Consider the following 25,290-nt stretch of genomic DNA (forward strand, 5'->3'; position numbering starts at 1 on the left):
TGCCCGATCCGAGGTCGGCACCGCGAGGGCGCGGATGCCGCCGCCCATTTTCAATCAGTGATTGAACCGTCGATTGAAACGTGTTCTACTAACCGGGTGGTGCGAGTGAACGATGATCTGTCCACGCGGCAGAAACTGCTGGCCGTCGCCGAGCGGCTGCTGCTGGAATCCGGCTACGACGCGGTGTCCGTGCGGGCGGTGAACGCCGCCGCGGGCATGAATCCGGCCTCGGTGCACTACCACTTCGGCTCCAAGGAGGCGCTGGTCGCCGCCCTGCTCGAGGATCGGCTCGCGCCGATCTGGCGGCAGCAGCTCGACGCGGTGAGCGAACGCCGGGCGCGCGGCTGGATGCCCGCGATCGCGGAACTGGTGGACGTGGTGGTGGATCCGCTGGCCGAGCTCGCCGCCGATCCGGTCGGGCGGCTGCGACTGCATCTGCTGGCGCGGGTGGTGCTCGGTGGTCGCGAACAGGCGTGGAGCGCCAAATGGTTCGCGCTCGAACCGTGGGCCGACCTGCTCTGCGCCATCCGCCCCGAACTCTCCGAACGCGCCGCCGCGGGGCGCTGGGGCCTGGCCTTCACGCTGGTCCTCGAGTACTTCGGCGATCCGCTCTCGGTCGCGCCGCGCACGCGCCAGGTTCCCGTGGACACCTTGAAATCCTTTGTAGTGGCAGGACTTACACACTGATGACAGAGCTCTTCGCACCCGCCCGGCTGGGCCCGGTGCTGCTGCCCAACCGCATCATCAAGGCCGCGACCTTCGAGGGCGCCACCCCGCACGCGCTGGTCACCCCCGAACTCATCGACTTCCACGTCCGGCACGCGCGCGGCGGCGTCGGCATGACCACGGTCGCCTACTGTGCGGTGCTCCCGGAGGGCCGCACGGACCGGCATCAGATCTGGATGCGGCCCGAAGCCGTTGCGGGCCTGCGCGAATTGACCGACGCCGTCCACGAGGCGGGGGCCGCGGTGTCGGCGCAGCTCGGTCACGCCGGGCCGGTCGCCAACGCCGCCTCGAATCGCCTGCCCGCCTACGCGCCGCACCGCATCCCGAGTCCGCTCGGGATGCGCCTGATGCGCCGCGCCGACGCCGCCGACCTGCGGCGGGTGGTCGCCGCCCACGCCGACGCGGCGCTGCTGGCGATCGAGGCCGGATTCGACGCGGTGGAAATACATTTCGGGCACAACTACCTGGTGAGCTCGTTCCTGAGCCCGCGCCTGAATCGCCGGCGCGACGAGTACGGCGGGTCCATCGCCAATCGGGCGCGCCTCGCGCTGGATATCGCCCGCGCGGTGCGCGACGCGGTGGGTGATCGCATCGCGGTGACCGCCAAGCTCGGGATGGACGACGGCGTGCCCGGTGGCTTCGGCCTCGACGACGCCGTGCAGGTGGCGCAGTGGCTCGAGGCGGACGGCAGCGTCGACGCCCTGGAGCTGACCGCGGGCAGTTCCCTGCTCAACCCCATGTACATCTTCACCGGCGAGGCGCCGCGCCGGGAGTTCGCGGCCGCCTTCCCGCCGCCGATGAGCTGGGGTCTGCGCCTGGCGGGCAGGCAGTTCCTGCGCGAGTACCCCTTCCGGGAGGCGTACCTGCTGGACCGCGCCCGCCGCGTACGGGCCGAGACCCGGCTCCCGCTCATCCTGCTCGGCGGCATCACGCGCCGCGAGACGATGGAAAGCGCTCTCGCCGAGGGCTTCTCGTTCGTGGCGATGGCCCGCGCCCTGCTGCGCGAGCCTGATCTCCCCGCCCGCCTGCGCGCCGAGCCGGGGACCCCGTCCCTGTGCATCCACTGCAACAAATGCATGCCGACCATCTATTCGGGCACCCATTGTTTTCTGGCGGCCCAGCCCTGATGGCGACGGCCGGGCGGGCGGGGGATCGGGAACGGCGATAGATTGGCTCGTTCCGGTTTCCTATGCGAAAGGGGTCACTCCCATGTCGATCGCCGCCAACAAGGTCGTGTCCATCGAGTACACCCTGACCGATGACGAGGGCGAGGTCATCGACACGTCCGTCGGGGACGCGCCCCTGGAGTACCTGCACGGCGCGGAGAACATCGTGCCCGGACTCGAGCGCGCGCTCGAGGGCAAGGCCAGCGGGGACGAGGTGAAGGTCGTCGTGGAGCCGGAGGACGGCTACGGGGAGTACCTGGCCGAGCTGGTGAGCACCGTGGACCGCAGTGCCATCGAGGGCGTGGACGAGATCGAGGTCGGCATGGAACTCGCCGCCGAGTCGCCGGACGGGGAGATGGAGATCCTCACCGTGCGCGAAGTGTCCGGTGACGAGGTGACCCTCGACGCCAACCACCCGCTGGCCGGCCAGCGCCTGACCTTCCAGGTCCGCGTGGTCGACATCCGCGACGCCAGCGCCGACGAGCTCGCCCACGGCCACCCGCACGGGGACGACGACCACCACCACTGATCGATCCGGGCAGCCCGGCGGGATGTCCGGTATGCCGACGCGTCCTCCGGCGGGCCCCGCGTCTCGAAGGCGGGCGTCTCAGAGGCGGCGGGCGCGCGCCAGCCACGCGGACAGATCCACCCGGCCGTCGCGCTGTTCCAGGTGTGCGGCGGCCTCGGCGACCCCGGGCGTGACCCGGCCGCGATAGCGCGCGGGACTCAGGTCCTCCAATTCCCAGCCCGCGCCGAAGGATTCGCGGATGACCGCCGCGCCGATGCGCGGGCCGAAGCCCGGTTCGGCGTCCGACAGCGCGAGGACGTGTACCAGCCCGCCCGGGCGGCACACGGCGTGCAGGGCGGCCACGTATTCCGCCCGCGCCTCGGGCTCGGTGCCGAACACGTGGAACAGCGCGCTGTCGACGACGGTGTCGAACACCCCCGCCTCCCCGGCCGCGCCGCCCAGGCGCAACGCGTCGGCGACCTCGAAACGCGCCCCGGGCACGCCCTGTTCGGCCGCGTTGCGCCGGGCCCATTCCACCGCGCTCGGTGCGAGGTCGATGCCGAGCACGTCGTATCCGAGCCGGGTCAGCAGGATGGTGTGCTCCCCGGCCCCGGTCCCCGGGTCGAGCACCCTGCCCTTGATCAGCCCCGTCCGCTCCAGCTCGACGATCGCGGGCTGCGGTTCGCCGATGATCCACGGCGCGGTGTCGGTGTCGTACGCGGAGTTCCAGAATTCGGCAGAACGAGTCATGGCTCCACCATCGCCCCTGAACCACGGTTGAGGTCAACCCCCGCGGGTCAGAGCGGGCCGAAGAAACCGATCACCCGCGCGATGCGTCCCTCGGTGTCCACCTCGACGAGATCCAGGCTGTTCGGCAGGCGCGTGCCGTCGGCTTCGACCACGCGCCAGGCGAATCGGGCGAAGCCGTGGTGTTCGTCGACCCGGCTCGTGCGGATGACGATCGCGCCCGGCCGGTGCGCCAGGATCGAATCGATATGGGCCAGTAGCTCTTCGATGCCGGTGACGTGCACCCTGGGGTCGGTGTAGGTGCCGCCCGCGGCCCACACCGTCTCCAGGATCTTGCGCCGCCGCGCCGGGTCCGGGTCGCTCCACGCGGTGCAGTAGTCGTCCACCAGCTGTTCGAGAGTTGAAGCGGGCTCGCTCATTTCGACATCCTCGCGATACTCGATGGTTCCCCTCCCAGTGTCCCACTCGCGCCTTGACCTGAACATATATTCAGGTTCTAGGTTCGTGATCAGCACCTGCGGAACCCGAAGGAGAGTGTCATGACCACGCACGCGGATCGGCGGCTGTGGATCACCGAGTCCGGCGATCGGGCCCGGGCCGACATCAGCGCCCACGCCCCGGCCGTCCGCGCGGCCATCCACGAGGGCATCGACGACGCCGATTACGTTGCCGCGCTGCAGGTCCTGCACCGCATGATCCGCAACGCCGGCGGCACCGTCTGATCCGCCACCGGCGGCCGGCACCCCGGTCGCCGGCGCGGCCGCGCGAATTGCTCAGGCGGGGAACAGGATTTTGGCCAGCAGCCCGGTCAGTGTCGCGCGCTCGGCGGGGGAGAGCGCGGCGAAGGTCTCGTCCAGGAAGGCCGGAACCGACCGCTCGGCGGCGGCGAGCGCGCGGCGGCCCGGGTCGGTGATCGTCACGGCGTAGGCGCGCCGATCGAACGGATCGCGTTCGCGCCGAACGTAACCGGACTGCTCCAGGCTGTCGGCGATGCCGACCATGACGCTGCGGTCGATCCGCAGCTCGGCACTCAGGGTCTGCTGGGAGGCGGGTCCGGCGGCGGCGAGCATTTTGAGCACCAGGTGCCCGCCCACCCCCAGGTCGTTGTCCGCGGCGGCGGTTTCGGCGGCCCGCGCGACCAGTGCGGAAGCGCGGCACAGTGCGATATCCGGCCGCTCCGTCACCAGTTCGGGCAGGTACGGGGTGCGCGCTGGGGTATCGGTCCTGGCCATGGTCGCAGTCTAGTCGAATGATCTGTGCGCAGATCATTTGACGGCAGACGATCTGCCCTCGTATCGTGCATATCGTCTTGATGCAGATGATTTGTTGGCAGATGAATATGAGGCATGCGATGTCGTTGCACCTGTCCGCCGATGAGGTCCTGTCCACCACCCGCGCGGTGCGCCGCCGGCTCGACTTCACCCGCCCCGTTCCGCGCGCGGTGATCGAGGAGTGCGTCGATATCGCGACCCAGGCCCCGACCGGCCGCAATCGCCAGCGCTGGCACTTCCTGGTGGTCACCGACCGGGAGCAGCGGGCCGCGGTGGCCGACATCTACCGCAGGGCGGTGCGCGTCGCCGAGGGAATGCCGCTGACCGCCCGCGACCTGGAACGCATGAACGCGCACGGCTCGTGGCCCCGGATCGCCGAGGGCGTGGACCACCTCTATCGGAACATCCATCGGGTGCCCGCCATCGTGATCCCCGCTGTCGAAGGCCGCACCGACCGCGCGTCGGTGACCGAGCAGGCCGGGACCTGGGGATCCATCCTGCCCGCGGTCTGGAGCTTCATGCTCGCCGCCCGCGCCCGCGGCCTCGGCACCGTCTGGACCACCGCGCAGGCGCCGCTGGAACGGGAACTCGCACGAGTGCTCGGCGTCGATCACGACCGGATCATGCTCGCGGCCTTCATCCCGCTGGCCTACACCGTCGGCACCGATTTCCGTCCCGCGCAGCGCGTTTCCCGCGCCGAGGTGCTGCACTGGAATACCTGGTGACACTCCGCGGCATCCGTCGAACGCGTTGCGGCACTGCGGCGTCACCGATAACCACCCCGGAAAGCAACAATGCCCCCGACCGGAAACCGGTGGGAGCATCGCTGTCACGGCAATTCGAGGTGAAACGTGGTGATCAGGCGAAGCGAGTGTGCCTTACGCGCATCAGCGCGAAGCCCAGTGGCAACTCGTCGCAGGCGGTGATCTCCAATCCGGCCGCGCCCAGCAGTTCCCGGAACTGCGTCGTGGTGCGTTCGCGGCCGCCGACATTGCAGAGCATGTGCAGATCCCAGGCCGGCACCAGCGACCGTGAATCATCTTCGGGCAGCAGCCTTTCGATGATGTACAGCTGCGCGTGGGCGGACATCGCCGCGGCGCAGCGGCGCAGGATCTCGTGGCACTGCGCGTCGGCCCAATCGTGCAGCACCCGCGAGAGCAGGTAGATGTCGCCTCCCGGCGGTACCTCGGTGCCGAAGAAATCACCCGCGACCAGATCGCAGCGGTCGGCGACCTCCGCCCGCTCGAAGGTGACGCGCGCGCGGTCGAGCGTGCTCTCGCGTTCGAAAAGCACCGCGCGCAGTTCGGGATTCACGGTGAGCACCCGCGCGAGCAGCTCGCCGTTGCCGCCGCCCACGTCGACCACCGTGTGCGTGCCCTCGGTGTCGATCAGGTGCCCGACCCGGCCGAAGATCGCCGCGCTGGCGGCCATCGCGCCGTCGAACAGCGCCGCCCGCTCGCTGTCGGCGGCGAAGTACTCGAAATGATGCAGCCCGAAATGCTCGTCGAACGCGGTCCGCCCGGTGCGCACCGCGAAGTCGAGCGCCCCGAACGATTCGTAGAACGCCCCGCCGTACAACCGCGCCAGCGCGTGCAGCGAATGTTCCCGTTCATTCGCCAGCAGCGCACCGGTATCGGTGAGCGCGAACCCCGGCCCGGCGGTCTCGACGACCTCGAGATCGCGCAGGTACCGCAGGAGACGGCCGAGCGCGTCGGAGTCGGTGCCGGTCAGGGCGGCCAATTCGGTGACGGGGAGCCCGGGTGCGGCGGCGAGCCGGTCCGCGATGCCGAGTTCGGCGGTGACCGCCAGCGCCTGGGTGGTCCACGCCCCGGTCAGCAGGCGCAGCAGTCGATGACCCGACTCGGCCGTCTCGCCGAGGTGGGTGGCGAGCACCTCCGGATGCGGCCCCTCGACATGTAATTCGAGCCGTCGGTAGGACTGCTCGCGCCCGCTCGTACCCGCGAAGTACAGAATCGTCGCGTCCTCGTGCGGGTTGTAGCCGCCGCCGTCCGAGCGCAGCTTGCCGCGACCGGTCAGCAGGGCGCGCAGGCCGTTGAGCGTGATGTCGTCGATGCGGCCGGTCGCCAGTGCGAGGTGCGATTCGGCGGCCTCGGCCCGCTCGGCCGCCGCCACCTGATCGTGCTCGCCCATGAGCACGAAAACCTCTATCTCGCAGGGATGTCCGTCGGCCGCGGTGATCTCGGCCCGCACGATGCGGACCGGCAGCCGGTCGTCCCGGACGCCGTGCCGCACGGCTAGTCTGCGCCGCACCACGGTGCTGGGCCCGTCCGCGATCGGGACGAGCCCGTGCGCGGCGAACAGCTCATCGAGTTCTTCCGCGTCCCCGGGGAAAACGAGAACCGCCGTATGGGCGAATCTGCAATGTCCCGCCACCGCAGCGTGTTCGGCCGCGCTGAGTTCGGGAAGCATTTCGGCCAGTACCGCGGCGGTGTCGTGGGTTCTGACGAATCGCACAGCGGCGCCGAAGCGTTCGCTGTCGGTCGAATCCATCCGGGACGGTACTGCCAGCGAACGGGTCACACATCCTCCTGTGTCACATGCCGACGTAGTTCTCCGCGAAGAAATCCTGATGTGTTCTCGAGCCGGCCAGGCTGTGCAGCCGGGCCCGTTGCAGCTCGCGCTCGAAAGCGGGATTGGGCCCGGTGGGCGGATGCAGCAGTCCGATCATCCAGTGCGAGAACTCGTGCGCCCGCCGGATACGCGGCACGCAATCGTCCGAATAGCGTTGCAGCGCCGAATCATCGGCCGCGCGCAGCGCCGAGATCAGGGCCCGCGCCAGGGTTCGGGCGCCCAAGATCGCGAGATTGGCGCCCTTGGCGGCGGACGGGCTGATCGAGGAGGCCGCGTCGCCCACCAGGAACAGTCGCCCCTGCTGGATGGGATCAAGGATCTCCGAGCGCAGTCGGACCAGCCCCCGCTCGATGATCGGCCCTTCGCGCAGGGCCCCGTAGCGCTGCGCGCCCAGCCGGGTGGACAGCGACTCCCAGATGCGTTGCTCACTCCACTGATTCGGCTCCTCGTCCGGTGCGCACTGCAGGTAGTAGCGGGTGATCTCGGGGCTGCGCGGCATGTGGCCGGCGAAGCCGTCGGGGTGCACGCCGTAGATGACGGTGTCCGAAGAGGGCGGCGCCTCGGCCAGCAGGGCGAGCCAGGTGATGCCGTACTCGCAGGTGGACCGGGGTGTGGTCAGGGTGGCGCGGGCGAGCCCGCGCGCACCGTCGCAGCCCGCGAGATAGCGCGCGGCGAAGTGCTGTTCGCCGTCGGCGGCCGAGCGCGCTCGCACTCGCGGCCGATCCCCGTCGTGGTCGAGAATCGCCTCGGCGGTCGTGTCGCAACGCAGTTCTCCACCGCGTCGCAGATATTCTGCTACCAGATCGGTGACAAGATGCTGTTGCGGATACACCGTGTGCACCTCCCGTCGTCCGAGTTGCCCGTAGGCCAGCTCGAAACGATCGGTCGGGCTGCGGAATTCGCAGGTCTCATGGGTGCGCCCGCGCGCCCGGAGGCCGGAGTCCAGACCGTGGGCGCCCAGCACCGCGACACTGGCGGGCGCCAGGAACCCGGCCCGCGCCCGCTGCTCGATGTGCGTCCGGCTGCCCCGCTCCAGGATCACGGTGGTGACTCCGGCGGCCTGCAGGATATTGCCGAGAACCAGACCGGCCGGCCCGGCGCCGAGGATGAGGACCTCGGTCGTGTGATCGCTCCGCCCCACAGACATGGGATCGGAGCCTAGATCAACTTGTGCCGTGGAGAGGTGCTGTGTCGTGCCGCGTGTCGCGGCGCGATTCCGCCCGCCTACCTGCGAAGAATCCCGACCGCACGGTTCGTGGTGCTGACCGGCGGGGCTGTTCCGGACCGGCGTCGGCAGCGGCGCAATACACTTCGAATGTTCTCGTTTCGTTCAGGCATGCGCCATGTCTCGACCCTCTCGAGAGGGGTAACGACCGAAATGATCACCACCCGATTCGCCGCCGCGTTCGCGGCCGTCGTCACACTCACCGCGGGTCTGCTCGTAGCGGGCTCGGAGACCGCCGCCGCGTACGGCCCGGCCTCGTGCGCGCCGGGAGATCCGCTGCGGCCCACCGCCGAACTGTTCGGCACCTGGAACACCGACACCATCACCGACCCCGCCGATCCTCGGATGAACGACCCTCTCACCCAGTTCGAGGTGGAGGTGAACCTCACCGCCGCAATGGAACTCGGTCTCACGGTGCACTCCGAACCCGTCGACGGCGTGTTCTGGTCGCAGGAATCGCGGGGCATCACCTACGAACCCGCCCGCCGGTTCGAGCTGGCGTGCACCGGGCGCGACAACCTGTGCTGGATCGCCGACGACCTGAAGGTGCGCTACCGGCAGGAAGCGGTGCTCGGCATCGAGTTCCTGCCCGCCGATCACGAACGCGCGGACGGCTTCCTGGTCCGGGTGCCGGGCGTGGACACGGCGCGATTTTACGACGCGCTGCTCGCCGATCCGGTGGCGCGCGAACGACTCGGCGGCGGTTCCGTCACCGAGGACGGCACGCTCATCCTGGTCGCGGATCGAAGCGATCTCGAGGTGGCGCGCTCGCTCGTCGAAAGCCTGGGCGCGCAGTGGGATTCGGATGCCGTGCGGTACGGCGACCGCCAGCTCGTCACCGGCTACTGCTTCCCCGGCGTCTACTTCTGACCGCGCCGCGCGGGCCGGGGATCACCCCCGGCCCGCGGGAATACCCTGTCCGCCTTTATTTTCCGTCCTTGCGCCGCACCATCTCCGCGATCCAGCTGGGCGCGAACGGCGAGGTGCAGTTCGGCGGGGTCGGGTAGTCCTTCAGCACTTCCAGTCGCTCGCCGATGTCGATCGCGCGCGTTCGCAGCTCCGGGCACTCGATCCCGATCTGCGCCAGGCAGTGGTTCATGGCCCACTGCAGGCGCTCCGGCGCGTCCTTCATCTCCGCCTCGATGACGTCGAGCAGCACCGGGAGATCCAGTCCCTCGGGCCGTTTCGCCACCCGCTCGACCGTGAGGGCCCAGCCCGCGCTCGCCACGATCGGGTCCGGATCGGCGAGCCAGGCCACCCGCAGGTCCTCCGCGTGCGGGCTCTTCTGCACCACGTAGCTCACCAGCCACCCGTGGACCTTGGGCGTCCGCGCCGCGCGCAGCATGGCGTCCAGTTCGTCGCGATCGAACGCCTTCGGCCGGGAGATCAGGATGCTCAGCAGCCGCGCCGCGCCGTCGCCGGTGGCCCACAGCTCGCGGGCCAGCTCCGGCTGGGTCTTCAGGCGTTTGGCGACCGCCCGGAGCTTGGTCAGATTCACGCCGTGATCGTCACCGTGGCGTTCGTTGACCGCCCGGACCTTGGGTTCGTCGAGCGCTCGCAACTCGGCCATGAGCTCGTCCACCGTCGCCTCGGGCATCACGGGCCTCCTGTTCGTCGTGCGCGGACGGGTTCAGCCTACGAGCCACCGCCGGTGACCCGGGTCCACGCCCGCCGGGCCCACGAGAATGGGGGCCTGTCCGCGCTGACGATTCGCGGTCGTCTGGATACAGTGATGCGGTTTGATCTGGATGAGGAGAAGCGCGCCCATGGGATTCCGGCCCCGCCGATTGCTGTCGCGTCCTGAAATCATCGCGGCGCTGTCGCTCTCCGGCGTACTCACCCTGGGCGCGGTCCTGGTGCCGCCCGCGACGGCCGCTCCGACCCGGCCGTGGGCCCCGCCGCCCGTGAACGAGTGCGGCGAAACCGGATTCGACCCCCTCGCCCGGCAGCCGGAGCCGGGATCGGTGCAGCCGGCGCCGGACATCAAGATCCCGGTCCCGGTGCCGCAGCTGGTCCCGGTGCAGATTCCGGGCCCGAAACCCGATGCCACCCGCATCGATTCGGTGGCGCTGCCCTCGGATCCGTGCGCCGACCCGTGCCCGGACGTCCGATCCGAGGCCCCCGCGAACCCGGCCGTCGACCCCGGCAGCGGGAGCGGGGCGAGTCTGCCCCGCGTGGAGATTCAGCCCGATCCCGAGCCCATCCCCATTCCGATTCCCGGCGGGGAGGGGCCCGAACCGCAGGCCCCGCCCGTCGCCGACCGGCAGCCGGACGCCCCCGCGCCCGCGGCGGCGCCGGTGGCCGCACCACAGGTGGAGTCCGTGCGGCTGGTCAGCCAGGTCACCGGGCACGGGTCGCCCAACCGCACCGATACGCGCTGGTCGGTGGACGGCACCGATCTCGGCCTGATGTGGGAGACCCGGCCCGGCCAGGTCGCCGTCGTGTTCGGCGACACGTTCGGCGAGGGCTGGAAGCCGACCGGCGCGGGCACCGACCAGCAGGACTGGCGCAGCAACGTCATCGGCTACAGCAGCAACACGGACCTGTCCAACGGCCTGATCCTGGACGATTTCGTCCAGGACAGCCGCTGCCACGCGACCGAGATCCTGGACAGTCGCAAGATCAAGAACTTCGAGCACACCACGATCCCCACCTCGGGCTTCGCCGTCGGCGATCGCCAGTACCTCACGTACATGTCGATCAGTCGCTGGAGCAAGATCCCCGGCATGTGGTGGACCAACCACGGCGGTATCGCCTGGTCCGACGACAACGGCCGCACCTGGACCAAGTCGCAATGGGCGCGCTGGGACAACCTCTTCGGCGCGGGCCGCTTCCAGGTGGCGACGATGGTGCCGCACGGCGACTACGTCTACATGTTCGGCACGCCCAACGGCCGCTTCGGCACGATCGGTCTCGGCCGGGTCCCCGCGGATCAGGTACTGAACAAGTCCGCCTACCAGTACTGGATCGGCGACACCTGGGTCGCCGCCGACGGCGCGAACGAGTTGCTCGCCACCCCACTGGTTTCCGGCACCGCCAGCGAGCTGTCCATCCGCTACGACCGCGAGTCCGCGCAATGGCAGATGGTCTACCTGGACTCGGCGACCCAGCACATAGTCCTGCGCACCGCCGCCGAGCCCCAGGGCGCCTGGTCGAACCCGGTCCCCCTGCTGAGCACCGAGGACTACCCGACCGCCTACGGCGGTTTCCTGCACCCCTGGTCGACCGCGAAGGACCTCTACTTCACGATGTCCGCCTGGAACAGCTACAACGTCTACCTGATGCACGCGACCCTGAAGTGACGCGGGCGGTACCTAGTCGATGCGAGTAGATCTGCCGCGGTGCAGTAGTTTTCGGACCGCGTAGGCCAGTGCGCCGAGGGCGACCACCGCGGCGCCGGACAGGACCGCGGGGGTGGGGAGGGTGCAGGCCAGGGCCAGGCAGCCCAGGAGGCCGAGGGCGGGAACGGCTCGGGGCGGGCGGTTCTCGGCGCGGGTGAGGGTCCAGGCGGCAGCGTTGGCCACGGCGTAGTAGAGGAGGACGCCGAAGCTCGAGAAGCCGATCGCGGTGCGGAGGTCGACGGTCGCGGCGGCCACGGCCACCAGCAGGCCCACCGCCAGCTCGGCCCGGTGGGGGACCGCGAACCGGGGGTGGACCGCGGCCAGGGAGTGGGGGAGGAAGCGGTCGCGGGCCATGGCCAGGGTCGTGCGGGAGACGCCGAGGATCAGGGCCAGGAGGGTGCCGAGGGCGGCCAGGACCGCGCCGGCCCGTACGACCGGGGCCAGCCAGGACGTGCCCGCGGCGTGCACCACGTCGGTCAGCGGGGCGGTCGCGGCCGAAAGGCCCTGCGGGCCCAGCACACTCAGGGCGGCGACGATCACCAAGGTGTACACCCCCAGTGTGATGCCCAGGGCCAGGGGCACGGCCCGGGGGATCGTCCGGGCCGGATCGCGAACCTCCTCGCCGAGCGTGGCTATGCGGGCGTATCCGGCGAAGGCGAAGAACAGCAGGCCCGCCGCCTGCAGGACGCCGAGGAGGGTCGTGCCGGAACCGGCGGCCGGACGCCCGGGGTCCACCGCGCCGGCGGCGAACGCCGTCACCACCACCGCGGCCAGGACCGCCAGCACGACCGCCACGATGATCCGGGCCGCCAGCGCCGACTTCTCGACCCCGCGATAGTTCAGCGCCGTCAGCGCGAGCACCGCGGCGACCGCGACCGGGTGCGCGTGGTCCGGCCAGGCGTAGGCGCCGACCGTCAGGGCCATCGCCGCGCAGGACGCGGTCTTGCCGACCACGAAACACCAGCCGGCCAGGTATCCCCAGAACTCGCCGAGCCGCTCGCGCCCGTACACGTACGCCCCGCCCGAGACCGGGTACCGGGCCGCCAGCCGCGCCGACGAGGTGGCGTTGCAGTAGGCCACCACCGCCGCGATCGCGAGCCCGAGCAGCAGCCCCGAGCCCGCGGCCCGCGCCGCCGGCCCCAGCGCGGCGAAGATGCCCGCCCCGATCATGGAGCCGAGTCCGATGACGACCGCGTCGGTCAGTCCGAGGCTGCGGCGCAGTTCGCCGCGCGCGGGCGGCGGTGCGGTACCGGGAACCATGTCACGAGTCTCGCCGACTCCGGCCACCCGCGCGCGACGAGTCGGGCCCCCGCCCGGGATGTCCCGGTCGGGGGCCTGTTCGACTGTTCGCTAGGGCGTGAGCCGCACGGTCCACAGACCGTTGCAGCCCGGCATCGCCCGCCAGTGCGGATCCCAGAACCAGGTCTTCTCGCCCGGCGCGACGATCGTCCACGAGCCGTCCGGCGACAGCAGCGGCGCGCCGCCCGGCCCGTCGGTCGGCGTGATCGGCACGTCGGTGCCGACCCACATCGGGCCGATCGACGGATAGTCGAACGCCACCTCCACCTCGTAGCCGAGCCGATTGTCCACCGACAGACAGGTATTCGGCTGCGCGTGCGCGGCTCCCGCCCCCGCGACGACCCCTACCGCGGCGACGGCGACCGCCGACAACGCGATCGCCGAACGTGCAATGAGTTTCACGATTCCCCCGTGATTAGAACTGATCTCGCGGTTGACGCGAGATGTACTGCGGCGCAAGTATTCCTGACCCGTCGTCGGCGTCGCAACCGAGAATCGCCCCCGCGATTCAGGGCGGGCCCGCGTCCCCCAGGTCGAAACGGATTCCGGCGCGCAGCATCGTGGTGGCCGACAGCCCGATCAGATCCCGGAAGGTCTCGCTGAAGTGCGATGGCGTCGCGAAGCCGGCGTCGATGGCGGACCGGGTGAGATCGGCGCCGGTGATCGCGCCGCGCACGGCCCGGGCCATGCGATTCCAGCGCTGATACCCGCGGAAACTGGTGCCGTACTGTTCGGCGAACAGCCGCAGGAAGTGCGTGGTGGACAGTCCGAGTTCCGCGGCGACCCGGTCGGCGCGGAAGGTGCGGGCCGGGTCGGCCCGAATCGCGGCCGCCACCACCTCGATGCGCGGATCGGCGGGTGTGGGCGCACCCGCGATCGCCAGCGCGTAGATGTGCTCGGGCACGGGCCGCTCGGCGGCGCACAGCCGGATCAGTTCCCGCTCGCGACGGTGCGACAGTCCGAACGGCCCTGCGGCGCCGGTCATCTCGTCGGCGATGGCTCCGGCCGGAATCCCCGCGGGCTCGACGAACAGCGCCAGGATCCAGCCCGCGGTGGCCACGATGCGGTGCGGTGTGCGCGCGGGGGCGAACGAGCTGCGGGTGTGGATCACCCCCTGTGCACCGGTGTGCAATTCCAGCGGCGCGTCCAATCCGATGCTCAGCATGGCGACGGCGGGCGCGTGCGGGTCCACCCCGAGATCCGGTCCTATGTATCCGATATGCCCGGGTCTCATCCACGCCGTCGGCGTGCGCGCCGCGGCGCCGGCAACCGGTTCGATCCGCACTCCCGCCAGGGTAGCGCCACCCCGCCCGGCCGTGGCGACGCACGGGCATCTGCTCCGCGTCCGAGCAAAACGCCCACGCGGCGCGGCCCGAGGTCCGATAGTCGAGGTGCCACTACCAACGCTTTGCCACCTGATGATCCGCACGGCGGGAGAAGCACGATGACAAGCCTTGATAATGCCCGGACCGGTGAGAGCGCGCCCGAGGCGGGCGCGGCGCCGGATCTGCTCGGGGAGATCCCACCCGGAATCCTGAACGGGCCCAGCGGGCTCGGCACACAACTCGCCCGGCGCTTCTCGCCGCGGCCGCCGGGTGCGGACCCGGACCCGGAATCACCAACCGGCACAGCGACTTCCGGAGATCACTGCGCACCCGGTGCGCAACGCCTGGGCGAGAGCGCTTTTCGCGTACCCCTGCGCCGGCTCACCGCCGATGTCGAACCGTATCGCCTGGTCGAGTGGGGCGACGGATCCGGCCCGCCGCTGTACTGCGCACCGGTCGCGCGGATCGACGACCGCCTCGCCGCGGAGGTGGACGACCGCCTCGCCGCGTGGGCGGCGTCGATCGGCTGCACCGAGGACGAGGTCGGCAAGCTGCGCAGCACCGGATACGGGCGGCTGGTCACCATGACCCACACCGATTCCGAGGATCCGGACCGGCTGCTGGTCGCCGCGCAGATGAACACCGCGTGGTGGATGGCAGACGACTACTACGCCGACGATTCGGCGCTCGGCGCGGAACCGACCCGGCTCCCGCAGCGCCTCACCCTGGCCATGGCGGCCCTGGATCCGGTCCCGGACGCGGGGGAGTTCAGCACACCCCTGAACGAAGTGCTGCGCGAGGACAAGGTGCTGCGCGCCTTCGGTTCCGCGGTCGCCCATCTGCGCAAACACGCCACCGCCGACCAGGTGCAGCGCGCCTGCTACGCCACGTTCTCGATGTTCGTGTCCTGGACCGCCTACGCCGCGTGGCGGCACACGGGCCAATCACCCACGGCCTGGGAGTATCTCGCGGCCCGCCAGCACGACAGCTTCTACACCTCGATGACCCTGATCGACCCGGTCGCGGGCTACGAACTGCCGGCCCACCTGTTCTACGACGAGCGGGTCCGGCGCGCCGCCTTCCAGGCCGGGACGATCGCCGTCCTGGTGAACGACCTGATGTCGGTGAAGAAGGACGCCGCCGACGAGAATCCCGTCTGCAACATGGTCCTGCAGATAGCCGCCGACCGCGCCTGTTCGGTGGCCGAGGCGGTGGCGGCGACGGTGGACCTGCACAACCGGATGGTCCGCGACTTCGAGGCCGGGCACCTCGCCCTGCGCGCGGTCCCGTCCCCGGAGCTCCAGCTCTTCCTGCACGGTGTGCGCAACTGGATGGGCGGCTCCTTCGAGTGGCACAACACCAACCCCCGCTACCGGTGAGCCGGCCCGAGTTCCCCACGGCTCGGCCGCGGGGAACTCGTCCGCCGGGCGACGTTGTCCCCGAGGTCTATTCGCCGATCAGATAGCCGATCAGATCCCGGGGCAAACCGTGCGTGTCGTACAGGAAGTGGTAGTCGTCCTCGGTCAGCTCACCGCCGAAACGACCGCGGGACAGCACTTTCCGCCCCCGATCCAGCAGCCGCTCGAACCCGCGCTGCTCGTCGAGCAGCAGTCCGCGCACCTCCTCGGGCCGCATCGACTGCCCGAAATGATCCAGGGTGCCGCCGATCAGCTCGATCGGCAGATCGCCGAGCGAGCGCGTCGGGTCATCGCGCCGCAGCGTGGTGAGGGTGCGGCGCAGCAGCCTGCGCAGTACATGACCCCGGCGGGTGGGGGAGGGGACCACCCCGTCGCCGAGGATGACGACGGTGGAACGCAGATGGTCCGAGAGCAGCCGCAGCGACCGCTCGTCCAGCGTTCCCCAGATCCGTGGCAGCGTCGTCATCCACGGCTGGAAGAGGTCTGTCTCGTAGACCGATCGGCTGTTGCCCAGCACCCGTACCAGGCGCTCCAGCCCGAGCCCGGTATCGACGCCCGGCCGGCCCAGCGGCTCCAGACTGCCGTCCGAGTGCTCGACGTAGCGCATCATGACGTGATTCCAGACCTCCACCCAGCGGTCGTCCGTGGTCGGCGTGCCCCGCGGTGACCCCTCTCCCGTCCAGAGGAAGAACTCCGAGTCCGGTCCGCACAGCCCGGTCGGCCCGGACCACCAGTTCTCGTGCGTGGTCGGTTCCACCGGCAGGCCGAGTTCGCCCCAGGTGTCCCAGGATTCGCGATCGGGCCCGACCCGATCGTCACCGCCGAACACCGTGACGTGCATGCGCCCGGGATCGATGCCGAACCCGTCGCGCAGCAGCTCCAGCCCCCAGCGCAGGCTCTGCGAGCCGCCGTAGTCGCCGAGCGACCACGAACCCAGCATCTCGAAGACGGTCAGATGCGTGTCGTCGCCGACCTCGTCGAGATCGGTGGTGCGCAGGCACCGTTGCAGATTGGTCAGCCGGCGGCCCAGCGGATGCGGGCGCCCGCGCAGATAGGGGGTGAGCGGATGCATGCCCGAGGTGGTGAACAGCACCGGATCGCCCGGCGGCGGCACCAGCGAATCACCCGGCGTGTACCGGTGTCCGCGCTCGCGGAAGAAGTCGAGGAAGGTTCGGACCGTCTGTTCCGTGGTCGTCATGGTGGTTGCTCCATCGAGGCGAAGGCAACCGGAAACGACCCGAAGACCATGGACGGCAGGCATACCGGCGGCGGACCGTGTCCGGTCGCGCGGCGGGAAGAATCAGGTCAGACAGCCGCGACCGGCGAGCGGAGAGCTCGCGCGGCGGCGTTGGTGCTGCGTTGATCGACCTGCATGGCCACACCGTAGCAATGACCGTATGCACGGGACGATCGAATTTTTCGGAGGCGGGCCTCAGCGCACGGGGCGGGTGGTGGCGTTGGGGTCCTGCCAGTGGCCCAGATCGAAGTAGAGGGTGGTCATCGTGTTCCACATCGACGACCACGGCTGCTTCGGCCCGCTGCACTTCCAGACCGCGACCATGCGGTCGATGCCGGGAATGCCCATGGGGTCGTCGTGTTCCGCGACGCGCTCGACCTGATCGAACCGCGCGCGCAGATCGGCCTCGGCGGTGTTGAGCCCGAAGTAGATCACGGTCGTCGCCGAGTCCGGCGGTGGGCCGAAGAAGCCGAAACCCCGGCTGGGACTGTAGACGTCGGGCAGATCGTGCTTGCCGCCGAACTCCTCGACGGCCCCGGCCTGCCAGTAGCCCTGCGAGACGATGACCGCGGTGTCCTTCTCCTGCGGGGTCAGCGTGTCGTAACCGTCGGCGACGGTGTCCACCAGCGTCGTCCAGTTCGTGGTGCCGAACAGGCCCGACCGCACGCCCAGGTCGATGGCGTCCTCGGTCTGGGTGCGCCACGACGGCGGCAGCGGCAGCATGGTCAGGGCGAGCACGTAGGTCAGCACCGAGAACGCGACGATCGGCACCAGCAGCACGTTCATCCATCGCCTGCGGTCGAACTGCCACAGCGCGACCGCGCCGATCGCGAACATCGCGGGGAAGAACCCGGTCGGGTAGTAGGGCCGTCCGTGCGTGGCGATCACGAAGGTCGTCATGATCACCAGCGCCACCACGACGAAGCGGTAGGGCCGCAGGGACTCCTGCTTCCACACGCCCCACAGCGCGAAGCCGATCAGGACCGAGCCGAGCATGCCGGCCAGCGCCAGCCACTGCGGCATGAAGCCCAGCGGGCCGAAGCCGGTGGCATCCTGCTCCGCGCCGATGATCGAACCCATGGCCAGCTGCGGCCAGTTGTTCTGCGACTGCCAGTACAGGATCGGCACCAGGGACGCGGCCAGGATCGCGGTGGCGCCCCACAGCGCGGGGCGGCGCAGGATCTCGCGCGGGCCGCACAGGATCACGCCCAGGCCCAGGCAGCCCCACACCAGCGGAACCATCCACTTGACCTGCATGTCCAGTGCGGCAACCAGTCCGGCGGCCACGATCAGCCAATCCTGGCGGACGCGCACCCAGCGAATGAACAGCCAGGTGATCACGGCGGTGAGGGTGGCGTCGAAGGCGAACGTGCTCAGCGCGACCTGGGTGGTGATCAGGCTGGTGGTCGCGTAGGTGAAGGCCGCGGCGAGCTGGACGCGGCGGTTACCCCGCAGCTCGTAGGCGATGAGGGCAGAGACGATGATCGCCCCGACGCACATCACGACCGCCGGGAAGCGCAGCGCGATCGTCGATCCCGGCGCGGCCAGATCCGCGAGCCAGGCGAAGAACGGCACCACCACGCCCTGATCGGCGTAGGTGTAGTCGAGCCGGCGGCCGGCCGAGAGGAAGTAGAGCTCGTCGCCGAAGAAGTCGTAGCGGCCCGCCGTCACGGTCAGCACCACCGCGGAGAGCGTCGCGACGAGCGCGACCTCGCGGAATGCGAACCGCGGGTGGGGAGCCGGAATTGCTTCCGGCTCGGTATGAACCGCAAGTACGGCTGTCATGTACTTCCCCTTGCAACTTTCCGATCGACGCGCTCGACGTCACCTGTGCAGGTGGCGTCACCCTCTGTTCGCTGGTGAACCGATTCCTCCCGGCAGCGAACAATCTAAGCGCTCGGCGCTCGCGGTCCTGTCGGATTGCGCAGTTTTGCGAAACGTTAGTGCTTATCACTAGGGTGCGCAAATGCTCCGGAGGTAACGGCAATAGCGGATTGCTTTCAATTGGTAGCGAAACCCGGGCCGATCAATGTGACCGGGGTCATGAGTAGCGTCCGAGATCAATGCCTCTGCTAAATTCCGCCCTGATCAGCAATGATTTGGCAATGTGCGCCGCCGGCGCGGCGGTGGCCCGAATACGGCTGGTGGACAGGATGAATCGCCCCGTGGGGTGTGGTGAAGAACGCACTCGGACACCCGCGTGCCCGCTCGGCGGCAACCCCTGGAAGATTCAAGCCCAGGAAACCGGGAATCCCCCTACTCGCCAGTATCTATTCACCTCCGGGGAATTGCGTGTACCGCATTGCCGGAGCGATGAGGAACCGACCGTTCCTGTTCCGTGATCTGCAAGGTTTCAGCCCGAGCCCAAGGTTTTGGGGGCTTGCTCGATCAATTGCCGCGCAAATGCGGGCAAGGCGAATTCGGCGACGGTCTTATCTTCAACGGGTCGCCGCGAGTGAGAAGAGAAGCGGATCAACGCACTTGGCGGACTCGAACGTACACGCCGCTACCGCGCCACCGGCGCACCGGCCGATACGGTGACCGATACGGCCGTCACCCCGCCCCGCGCATCGCCGATGGCCCCCACCCGTTGTCCGTCCTGCCGAGATCATCCGCGGCCACTCCCACGACGGCGGATTCCCTCCGAACCTACGGGAGAGCCCCGACATCTCCAAAACCATTGAGTTCACGGTGATTTCATCCCCCCTCCGGCGGAACAGCACGGCGCGCAACCCTGTTCCCCGGGTATGACTCTCGGAATCGCACTCGCCGCCACCGACGCGGACAACTACGTGGACGCCATCGTGGCCCGATCCAGAACGGTGCGCGAACTCGGCGTCGGCGCGGTCTGGTTCGGCCAGCGCATGGACTACGACTCGCCCGCGCTGGCCGCGATCGTCGGCCGCGAGGTGCCCGGCCTGCAGGTCGGCACCTCGGCCATCCCGGTCATCGGACGCCATCCGTTGATCGTGTCCGCGCAGGCCCAGACCGCGCAGGCCGCTACGCACGGGCGCTACCACCTGGGTCTCGCGGTGGGCTCGACGCTGGTGTCCGGCGCCTTCGGCGCCCCGTTCGACCGTCCCATCGCCCTGCTGCGCGAGTTCCTGACCGCCCTCACCCGTCTGCTCGACAACGACCCGGCCGGCTTCGTCGGCGAATCACTCACCGCCACACCGTCGTTGCCGACCGCCGTCCCCGGTGCCGCCCCGCGGGTCCCGGTGCTGGTCGCGGCCATGGGCCCGCAGGCCCTGCGCGTCACCGGCGAACTGGCCGACGGCATCCTCCCGTACCTGGCCGGACCCAGGACCCTGGCCGAGCACATCGTCCCGGCCCTCGCCCGGAGCGCGGCGAAACCCCAGCGGGTGGTTGCCTTCGTGCCGGCCGTCGTCACCGCCGATCCCGAGGGTGTCCGAGCCGCCGCGATCGACAAACTTTCCTTCTACGAACAGGTTCCGTCCTACCGCCGGGTGATCGAACTGGAAGGCGCTTCTCGCGCAGCCGAGCTCGCCCTCATCGGCGACGAGGAGACGGTCGCCGCCGGAATCCAGCGCTACTACGACGCGGGCGCGACCGAGGTGGTACTCACGAGCACCGATCTCGGCACCCCCGAGGACGAACGCCGCACCTGGGCCCTGGCGGGCAGTCTCACCGCCGATCGCGCCCCGGCCACGGCGTAGATCGCTGGGACCTCGGCCGATGTGGCGGATTGTCGAAGGGCCCGCGAACCACCGGCGAGGTCATCGTCTCCTGTCGTCGAGCAGTGGACGGGCGGCTGTCGAGCTGCCGTCGATCGGTATGCGGCTGATCCGACGGCAGCACGGGAGGTTCTGCCGCCTGGAGCGTGGGCACCGGTCGGGCCGTGTTCCAGGTGGCCTCCGTGCCGCCGCGCAGCTGAGCATGGTCTTGGACTATCACCGTGATCCTCACGTCCACATAGGATTTCGGCCCACACAGGATTTCGCGACGTTGACGAACACGGCCGCCGATCGCTTCCTTCGAGCGGCCGAGCTGTCAGACGCCGGGGATGTCATCACCGTCGATGGCGAACTCGGCGGCAAAACGGGTGTCGCCCAGCGTCTTACGGATACGGTCCGTGATGCGGTCGACATCGGTGCGCTCGGCCTCGGGGAGCGGCGCGCCCACCGACTTGCGTGCCCGGGCCGCCGTGCCGAGGAGGCGGGCCGCGAGTTCGGGGCGGCCCGCGAGGGCGTGTGCCCCGGCGAGACCCTCCAGCGCGAGGGCGACGGCCCGGGGATCCGCGCCGGCGCGGGCGACCGCGAGCCCCCGGCGGTGCCGCGCGAGCGCCGCCGTCGCGTCGCCGAGTTGTTCGGCGAGAAAACCCGATTCGGCGAGCAGCAGCGCCGGTCCGGGGCCGAACTCGACCGCGCGGTGCCAGGCCAGGGTTCGATCCAGGAGCTCGGCGGCGAGTTCGGCATCGCCGGAGCGGCGCGCCCCCAGGGCGAGTCCGATATCGGCGTGCACCTCACCCGCGGTGTAGCCGTGCTCGGTGGCGAGGGCGCGGGCCTCGCGGTGGAGTTCGGCGGCTCGGGCGAAGTCGCCGGTCAGCAGGGCGACCCGGCCCAGGCCGGTGATGCGGTCCGCGGCGTCGGAGGAGAAGCCGAGCTCCCGGGCCAGGCGCAGGCCCTCGCGGTGCAGTTCCGTTGCGGTCGCGTAGTTTCCGGCGATGCTCGCCAGTGCCGCGAGCGGATAGGTGGTCCGCAGCCTGCCCCAATCATCGCCGAGTTCGATGAACAGGGCGTGCGCCCGTTCCGCTCGATCGCGAGCGGCCACCAGGTCGCCGCGCAGCAGCGACTGGGTTGATCCGGTGCTCAGCGCGGCGGCGACGGTCCATCGGTCCCCGGCCGCCCGGGCGGTCCGCAGCGCGCGGTCGATCCTCGTCTCGCTGCGGGCGAGGTTCACGCCGGACTCGAGCAGCGCGTGGCCGAAGAACCATTCCGCGCGGGCGTCGGCGGCCTCCGGCGGCGCGGACGGGGCGGCGACGGGCCGTTCGCCTTCCGTGCCGGTCAGCACAGCGAATCCGTTGTGCCAGTGCGTGATCCGGTTGTGCAGCGTGGAGTCGGCGGTAGCGTCGCTCGTCCGCAGCACTTCGGCGAGCATGCGCCGGGCCTCCCGCAGTCTACCGCGCAGGAACCAGTACCAGGTCGAATCGAGGGCCAGCGCGAGCGCGGCGCCGGGCTCACCGTGCCGGACTGCGAACTCCAGCGCCGCAAGGAGATCGGCGTTCTCGGGATCGCGGCGGGCAGCCCAGGTCCGCTGCCCGGGCCCGTGCAGCTCGGGGTCGGACCGCGCGGCCAGATCGGCGTGGTAGGCCAGATGCCGCCGCCGGAGCACCTCCGCGCCGCCCGCCTCGTCGAGGCGGGTACGGGCATAGGCCGCAATGGATTCGGGCAGCCGATACCGCGGCCCGTCGGTGACGACGACCGAGGAATCCACCAGGCGGATCAGCGCGCCCAGCACATCCAGGTCCCGATCGCAGACCGCCTCGGCCGCGTCGAGCGTGCAGCCGTCGGCGAAGACCGCGAGAGTGCGCAGCACCGCGCGCTCGTCCGGGCCCAGCAGCTCCCAACTCCAGTCGATCATGGCCCAGAGGCTGCGCTGGCGTTGTGGCACAGCGCGATTGCCGCCGGACAGCAGCCGGAATCTGTCGTCCAGGCGGTCGAGCAGGGCATCGACACCCAGGGCGCGCACGCGCGTGGCGGCCAGTTCCAGCGCGAGCGGAACGCGGTCCAGGCGACGGCAGATCGCCGCGATGGTCTCCGCGTGCGCGGGGGTGGCGGTGAATCCCGGTGCGGCGGCGGTGGCGCGGAGGATGAACAGCCGCTCGGCATCGGCCTGCGACAGCGGCGGCACGGTCCACACGGCTTCGCCCGCCAGCCCGAGTGGTTCGCGGCTCGTGGCCAGGATTCGCAGCCCGGGCGCGGCGGTCAGCAGGAGACGTGTTGCCGCGGCCGCGGATTCGATGACGTGCTCGCAGTTGTCCAGGATCAGCAGCAGGTTTCGCGGGCGCAGGGCCTCTTCCAGGCCCGCCGGTCCCTCCTCCCGGAGGCCCAGTGCCGCACCGATCTGTTCGAGGACGTCGGCGGATCCGGCGAGGCCGACCAGGTGCACCCCGTCGGGGTGATCCTCGGTCGTGAGCCGGGCGATCTCCTGTGCCAGACGGGTTTTGCCGACGCCGCCGAGGCCGGTCAGCGTCACCAGCCGGTGCCGGCCGAGGAGTTCGAGCACGGCGGGCAGCGCGTCCCGCCTGCCGATGAGATCGGTGAGCGGTGCGCCGAGTGAGGTCGTCGGCGGGGACAGCGCCGGACCCGGTGGCCGCGAGCCCGCCGGTGCGGCGCGCAGGGACTCGTCGTGGGACAGGATCGCCCGGTGCAGGCCGGTCAGTTCCGGTCCGGGATCCACGCCCAACTCCTCGGCCAGCAGATTCCGCACCTCGGTGTAGACGGCGAGCGCCTCGGACTGCCGCCCCGCCCGGTACAGGGCGGTGATCTGCAAGGCGCGCAAGCGCTCTCGCAGCGGATGGCGGCCCGCGAGGTCGCCGAGCTCGGCCACGAGGGCGTGGTGCTCGCCCAGCTCCAGGCGGGTCTCGGCCAGCAGCTCCGCGGCCGCCAGGTGCTGCTCGGTCAACCGCGCGGTCGCCGCCCGCGCGAAATCCGGATCGCCGATCCCGGTGAACGGCTCGCCCCGCCACAACCCCAGCGCCCGGGCCAGCAGATCGGCCCGGGCCCGCGGATCCGATGCCCGGGCGGCGGCCTCGGTCAGCTCGCGGAACTGCCCGGCGTCCACGTCCGCCGGGCCGACCCGCAACAGGTACCCCGGTGCGGCGGACTCGACCAGCTGCTCGGCCCCCGGCTCCGCGGCTCCCAGCGCCCGCCGCAACCGCGAGACCTTGGTCTGCAGCGCGCCGTTCGCGTGCCGCGGCAGCCGCTCACCCCACAGCCCGTCGATCAGCCGATCCGCCGACACCGGCCGCCCCGCCTCGATCAACAGCGCGGCCAGCAGCGCCCGGACCTTCGCCTCCGGGATCTCGACGTCGAGCCCCGCGGCGGTCCGGGCGGTGACGGGCCCCAGCACCGAGAAGTACATGCGGGCACGGTAGCCGGACAATTCCGGCGTACCGGTCCCGCCTCCGTAGATGTGCCGCTGACCGGCGGGCGGGGTCGCCCGGGATGCCGACTTTGCGGGTGCGGACGGCCCGGGGTTCCGACTGGCCGGGCTGCCGACCGATCGCGTCGCGGTGCCGAACCACGGGCGGATCGCCCAACTCGGCACGCTGCTCGACTGTGTCGCTCACCCTCGGTCTTCCCGAACCCCGCGTTTCCCGGCCGACAGCGGACCGACAGGGTTCCGACAGCGCCCGCGGGCACGGTGAGAACACGGCGCCGCACCACCCGGTTCGGCGGCAGTAGCAGAGGAGCCCGTCATGTCGTTCGAGAACACCACCGAGCAGTCCGCCGTCACGGTGATCGGCCTGGGCCAGTTGGGAACCCGCGTCGCGCAGGCGTTCCTAGCCGCCGGGTTCGCGACCACGGTGTGGAACCGCTCCGCCGGGAAGGCCGACGCCCTCGTCACCCAGGGCGCGAGCCGCGCGGCCACCCTCGACGCGGCCGTCACCGCCGCACCGCTGGTCGTCGTGGTCCTGCCCGACTACGCCACCGTGCACGACCTGCTCGGCCCGGTGGCCGAGCGACTGCGGGGCCGCACCCTGGTGAACCTGACCTCGGGCACGTCCCCGGAAGCCCTCGACGCCGCGGCCTGGGCGGCGGAGCACGAGATCGCCTACCTCGACGCCGCCGCCATGAGCGGCACCCGCCTGATCGGCCGCCCCGACGCCCTGTTCCTCTTCGGCGGCCCGCGCCCGGCCTTCGACACCCACGAAGCGGTGCTGGCGAGCCTGGGCAATGCTGTACACCTCGGCGCGGACCCGGCCCTGACCCCGCTCTACGACACCGCCCTGTTCGGCCAGATCTGGGGCGCGCTCGCCGGTTTCTACCACTCGCTGGCGCTGGTCGGCACCGCCGGCGTCGACCCGACCGTCTTCGCCGACGTCGCCACCACCCACCTGTCCGCGTTCGTCATTCCCCTGATCACCGAACACGCCCGCCAGGCGCGCGACGGTGTATTCCTCGCCGACGACGGCACCGTCGACATCCACCGGGCGGCCATGGAACACCTCATCCACACCAGTGCGGCGCAGGGGATCGGCACGCAGGTTCCCACCCTCTTCCGATCGCTGCTGTCCGGGGCGGCGGCCGCGGGTCACGGTGACGGCGGCGTCGCCACGGTGGTCGAGACGATTGCCGCGGGCGCCCGCTGAACTCGCTCGCGCCGGTCGCCCCGCTGCTCACCGCCGGTTTCGCCACCCGTGTCACACTTGCCCGCCGTACGTCGTCAACTCTGCGAAACCGATTACGGCA

22 protein-coding genes are annotated in these 25,290 nt (G+C 70.5%); 10 read left to right on the top strand and 12 right to left on the bottom strand.

The genetic code is table 11. From position 1 onward, the window contains the following. The first annotated feature begins 99 nt into the window (after positions 1-99). The 3 genes from ACWDOP_RS22065 to ACWDOP_RS22075 all read left to right on the top strand — a co-directional run bounded on the left by ACWDOP_RS22065 (position 100) and on the right by ACWDOP_RS22075 (position 2,421). Positions 100-687: a TetR/AcrR family transcriptional regulator gene (locus ACWDOP_RS22065; RefSeq protein WP_456346577.1), complete on the top strand. Its 588-nt coding sequence runs from the start codon at positions 100-102 to the stop codon at positions 685-687. Further along, positions 687-1,853 (top strand): NADH:flavin oxidoreductase, encoded by a 1,167-nt coding sequence (locus tag ACWDOP_RS22070; RefSeq protein ID WP_454201776.1) that lies wholly within the window; start codon positions 687-689, stop codon positions 1,851-1,853. Before ACWDOP_RS22065 ends, ACWDOP_RS22070 begins: the two co-directional genes overlap by 1 nt. Positions 1,854-1,935: 82 nt before the next feature. Further along, positions 1,936-2,421, top strand: coding sequence for an FKBP-type peptidyl-prolyl cis-trans isomerase (locus tag ACWDOP_RS22075; RefSeq protein WP_454201777.1), 486 nt, complete (start codon positions 1,936-1,938; stop codon positions 2,419-2,421). 78 nt (positions 2,422-2,499) lie between these two features. Here ACWDOP_RS22075 and ACWDOP_RS22080 read toward each other — a convergent pair whose 3' ends face one another. Continuing rightward, complete coding sequence (locus ACWDOP_RS22080; protein WP_456346578.1) at positions 2,500-3,150, bottom strand: class I SAM-dependent methyltransferase; 651 nt, start codon at positions 3,148-3,150, stop codon at positions 2,500-2,502. A 47-nt stretch (positions 3,151-3,197) separates the two neighbouring features. Continuing rightward, complete coding sequence (locus ACWDOP_RS22085; protein ID WP_456346579.1) at positions 3,198-3,566, bottom strand: nuclear transport factor 2 family protein; 369 nt, start codon at positions 3,564-3,566, stop codon at positions 3,198-3,200. Positions 3,567-3,686: 120 nt separating this feature from the next. Between ACWDOP_RS22085 and ACWDOP_RS22090 the strand changes: the two genes are divergently transcribed. Further along, on the top strand, positions 3,687-3,869 hold the full coding sequence (locus ACWDOP_RS22090; RefSeq protein ID WP_456346580.1) for a hypothetical protein: 183 nt from the start codon (positions 3,687-3,689) through the stop codon (positions 3,867-3,869). Positions 3,870-3,920: 51 nt separating this feature from the next. Here ACWDOP_RS22090 and ACWDOP_RS22095 read toward each other — a convergent pair whose 3' ends face one another. Beyond that, complete coding sequence (locus tag ACWDOP_RS22095) at positions 3,921-4,379, bottom strand: MarR family winged helix-turn-helix transcriptional regulator (RefSeq protein ID WP_456346581.1); 459 nt, start codon at positions 4,377-4,379, stop codon at positions 3,921-3,923. Between the two features lie 119 nt (positions 4,380-4,498). On the opposite strand from ACWDOP_RS22095, the gene ACWDOP_RS22100 reads away from it, so the two are divergent. Beyond that, complete coding sequence (locus ACWDOP_RS22100) at positions 4,499-5,143, top strand: nitroreductase family protein (RefSeq protein ID WP_456346582.1); 645 nt, start codon at positions 4,499-4,501, stop codon at positions 5,141-5,143. Between the two features lie 133 nt (positions 5,144-5,276). Here the strand turns inward: ACWDOP_RS22100 and ACWDOP_RS22105 are convergent, their stop codons facing one another. Together ACWDOP_RS22105 and ACWDOP_RS22110 are read right to left on the bottom strand one after the other, a co-directional pair. Beyond that, positions 5,277-6,929: a methyltransferase gene (locus ACWDOP_RS22105; protein ID WP_456346583.1), complete on the bottom strand. Its 1,653-nt coding sequence runs from the start codon at positions 6,927-6,929 to the stop codon at positions 5,277-5,279. Between the two features lie 43 nt (positions 6,930-6,972). Further along, entirely contained in the window at positions 6,973-8,157 is a 1,185-nt protein-coding gene (locus tag ACWDOP_RS22110; RefSeq protein WP_456346584.1) for a 4-hydroxybenzoate 3-monooxygenase, read from the bottom strand. A 231-nt stretch (positions 8,158-8,388) separates the two neighbouring features. Here ACWDOP_RS22110 and ACWDOP_RS22115 point away from each other — a divergent pair, with 231 nt between their 5' ends. Further along, positions 8,389-9,105: a hypothetical protein gene (locus tag ACWDOP_RS22115; protein WP_456346585.1), complete on the top strand. Its 717-nt coding sequence runs from the start codon at positions 8,389-8,391 to the stop codon at positions 9,103-9,105. A 55-nt stretch (positions 9,106-9,160) separates the two neighbouring features. Here ACWDOP_RS22115 and ACWDOP_RS22120 read toward each other — a convergent pair whose 3' ends face one another. Beyond that, positions 9,161-9,832, bottom strand: a complete 672-nt coding sequence (locus tag ACWDOP_RS22120) for a DNA alkylation repair protein (RefSeq protein WP_456346586.1) — start codon at positions 9,830-9,832, stop codon at positions 9,161-9,163. 169 nt (positions 9,833-10,001) lie between these two features. On the opposite strand from ACWDOP_RS22120, the gene ACWDOP_RS22125 reads away from it, so the two are divergent. Next, a complete protein-coding gene (locus ACWDOP_RS22125; protein ID WP_456346587.1) occupies positions 10,002-11,537 on the top strand; it encodes a DUF4185 domain-containing protein in 1,536 nt (511 codons plus the stop codon). Between the two features lie 12 nt (positions 11,538-11,549). Here ACWDOP_RS22125 and ACWDOP_RS22130 read toward each other — a convergent pair whose 3' ends face one another. From ACWDOP_RS22130 to ACWDOP_RS22140, 3 genes are all read right to left on the bottom strand, one after another. Continuing rightward, on the bottom strand, positions 11,550-12,836 hold the full coding sequence (locus ACWDOP_RS22130) for an APC family permease (protein ID WP_456346588.1): 1,287 nt from the start codon (positions 12,834-12,836) through the stop codon (positions 11,550-11,552). A 90-nt stretch (positions 12,837-12,926) separates the two neighbouring features. Further along, the gene (locus ACWDOP_RS22135) at positions 12,927-13,277 is read right to left on the bottom strand and encodes a hypothetical protein (protein ID WP_456346589.1); all 351 of its coding nucleotides are present in this window, start codon (positions 13,275-13,277) and stop codon (positions 12,927-12,929) included. A 106-nt stretch (positions 13,278-13,383) separates the two neighbouring features. Next, positions 13,384-14,160, bottom strand: a complete 777-nt coding sequence (locus ACWDOP_RS22140) for a helix-turn-helix transcriptional regulator (protein WP_456346590.1) — start codon at positions 14,158-14,160, stop codon at positions 13,384-13,386. Between the two features lie 159 nt (positions 14,161-14,319). Between ACWDOP_RS22140 and ACWDOP_RS22145 the strand changes: the two genes are divergently transcribed. Beyond that, on the top strand, positions 14,320-15,579 hold the full coding sequence (locus ACWDOP_RS22145) for a family 2 encapsulin nanocompartment cargo protein terpene cyclase (protein ID WP_456346591.1): 1,260 nt from the start codon (positions 14,320-14,322) through the stop codon (positions 15,577-15,579). A gap of 67 nt (positions 15,580-15,646) precedes the next feature. Here the strand turns inward: ACWDOP_RS22145 and ACWDOP_RS22150 are convergent, their stop codons facing one another. Both ACWDOP_RS22150 and ACWDOP_RS22155 read right to left on the bottom strand, forming a co-directional pair. Next, positions 15,647-16,816: an alanine--tRNA ligase-related protein gene (locus ACWDOP_RS22150; protein ID WP_456346592.1), complete on the bottom strand. Its 1,170-nt coding sequence runs from the start codon at positions 16,814-16,816 to the stop codon at positions 15,647-15,649. Between the two features lie 234 nt (positions 16,817-17,050). Further along, complete coding sequence (locus tag ACWDOP_RS22155; RefSeq protein WP_454201793.1) at positions 17,051-18,640, bottom strand: ArnT family glycosyltransferase; 1,590 nt, start codon at positions 18,638-18,640, stop codon at positions 17,051-17,053. 962 nt (positions 18,641-19,602) lie between these two features. On the opposite strand from ACWDOP_RS22155, the gene ACWDOP_RS22160 reads away from it, so the two are divergent. After that, the gene (locus ACWDOP_RS22160) at positions 19,603-20,532 is read left to right on the top strand and encodes a TIGR03564 family F420-dependent LLM class oxidoreductase (RefSeq protein WP_456346593.1); all 930 of its coding nucleotides are present in this window, start codon (positions 19,603-19,605) and stop codon (positions 20,530-20,532) included. A gap of 334 nt (positions 20,533-20,866) precedes the next feature. On the opposite strand, the gene ACWDOP_RS22165 is transcribed toward ACWDOP_RS22160, so the two are convergent. Continuing rightward, positions 20,867-23,959 carry a BTAD domain-containing putative transcriptional regulator gene (locus ACWDOP_RS22165; protein WP_456346594.1) on the bottom strand — a complete coding sequence of 1,031 codons (3,093 nt, stop codon included), beginning with the start codon at positions 23,957-23,959 and terminating at the stop codon, positions 20,867-20,869. A 337-nt stretch (positions 23,960-24,296) separates the two neighbouring features. Between ACWDOP_RS22165 and ACWDOP_RS22170 the strand changes: the two genes are divergently transcribed. Beyond that, positions 24,297-25,190: an NAD(P)-dependent oxidoreductase gene (locus ACWDOP_RS22170; RefSeq protein ID WP_456346595.1), complete on the top strand. Its 894-nt coding sequence runs from the start codon at positions 24,297-24,299 to the stop codon at positions 25,188-25,190. Positions 25,191-25,290 lie beyond the last annotated feature (100 nt).

This window comes from Nocardia sp. NPDC003693 (genome assembly GCF_053981095.1).

Bases quoted from the DNA above. Each gene is read 5' to 3' on its own strand.
- ACWDOP_RS22070 (WP_454201776.1), top strand. From the start codon at position 687: ATGACAGAGCTCTTCGCACCCGCCCGGCTGGGCCCGGTGCTGCTGCCC.
- ACWDOP_RS22075 (WP_454201777.1), top strand. From the start codon at position 1,936: ATGTCGATCGCCGCCAACAAGGTCGTGTCCATCGAGTACACCCTGACC.
- ACWDOP_RS22080 (WP_456346578.1), bottom strand. From the start codon at position 3,150: ATGACTCGTTCTGCCGAATTCTGGAACTCCGCGTACGACACCGACACC.
- ACWDOP_RS22085 (WP_456346579.1), bottom strand. From the start codon at position 3,566: ATGAGCGAGCCCGCTTCAACTCTCGAACAGCTGGTGGACGACTACTGC.
- ACWDOP_RS22090 (WP_456346580.1), top strand. From the start codon at position 3,687: ATGACCACGCACGCGGATCGGCGGCTGTGGATCACCGAGTCCGGCGAT.
- ACWDOP_RS22095 (WP_456346581.1), bottom strand. From the start codon at position 4,379: ATGGCCAGGACCGATACCCCAGCGCGCACCCCGTACCTGCCCGAACTG.
- ACWDOP_RS22100 (WP_456346582.1), top strand. From the start codon at position 4,499: ATGTCGTTGCACCTGTCCGCCGATGAGGTCCTGTCCACCACCCGCGCG.
- ACWDOP_RS22105 (WP_456346583.1), bottom strand. From the start codon at position 6,929: ATGGATTCGACCGACAGCGAACGCTTCGGCGCCGCTGTGCGATTCGTC.
- ACWDOP_RS22110 (WP_456346584.1), bottom strand. From the start codon at position 8,157: ATGTCTGTGGGGCGGAGCGATCACACGACCGAGGTCCTCATCCTCGGC.
- ACWDOP_RS22115 (WP_456346585.1), top strand. From the start codon at position 8,389: ATGATCACCACCCGATTCGCCGCCGCGTTCGCGGCCGTCGTCACACTC.
- ACWDOP_RS22120 (WP_456346586.1), bottom strand. From the start codon at position 9,832: ATGCCCGAGGCGACGGTGGACGAGCTCATGGCCGAGTTGCGAGCGCTC.
- ACWDOP_RS22125 (WP_456346587.1), top strand. From the start codon at position 10,002: ATGGGATTCCGGCCCCGCCGATTGCTGTCGCGTCCTGAAATCATCGCG.
- ACWDOP_RS22130 (WP_456346588.1), bottom strand. From the start codon at position 12,836: ATGGTTCCCGGTACCGCACCGCCGCCCGCGCGCGGCGAACTGCGCCGC.
- ACWDOP_RS22145 (WP_456346591.1), top strand. From the start codon at position 14,320: ATGACAAGCCTTGATAATGCCCGGACCGGTGAGAGCGCGCCCGAGGCG.
- ACWDOP_RS22150 (WP_456346592.1), bottom strand. From the start codon at position 16,816: ATGACGACCACGGAACAGACGGTCCGAACCTTCCTCGACTTCTTCCGC.
- ACWDOP_RS22155 (WP_454201793.1), bottom strand. From the start codon at position 18,640: ATGACAGCCGTACTTGCGGTTCATACCGAGCCGGAAGCAATTCCGGCT.
- ACWDOP_RS22160 (WP_456346593.1), top strand. From the start codon at position 19,603: ATGACTCTCGGAATCGCACTCGCCGCCACCGACGCGGACAACTACGTG.
- ACWDOP_RS22165 (WP_456346594.1), bottom strand. From the start codon at position 23,959: ATGTACTTCTCGGTGCTGGGGCCCGTCACCGCCCGGACCGCCGCGGGG.
- ACWDOP_RS22170 (WP_456346595.1), top strand. From the start codon at position 24,297: ATGTCGTTCGAGAACACCACCGAGCAGTCCGCCGTCACGGTGATCGGC.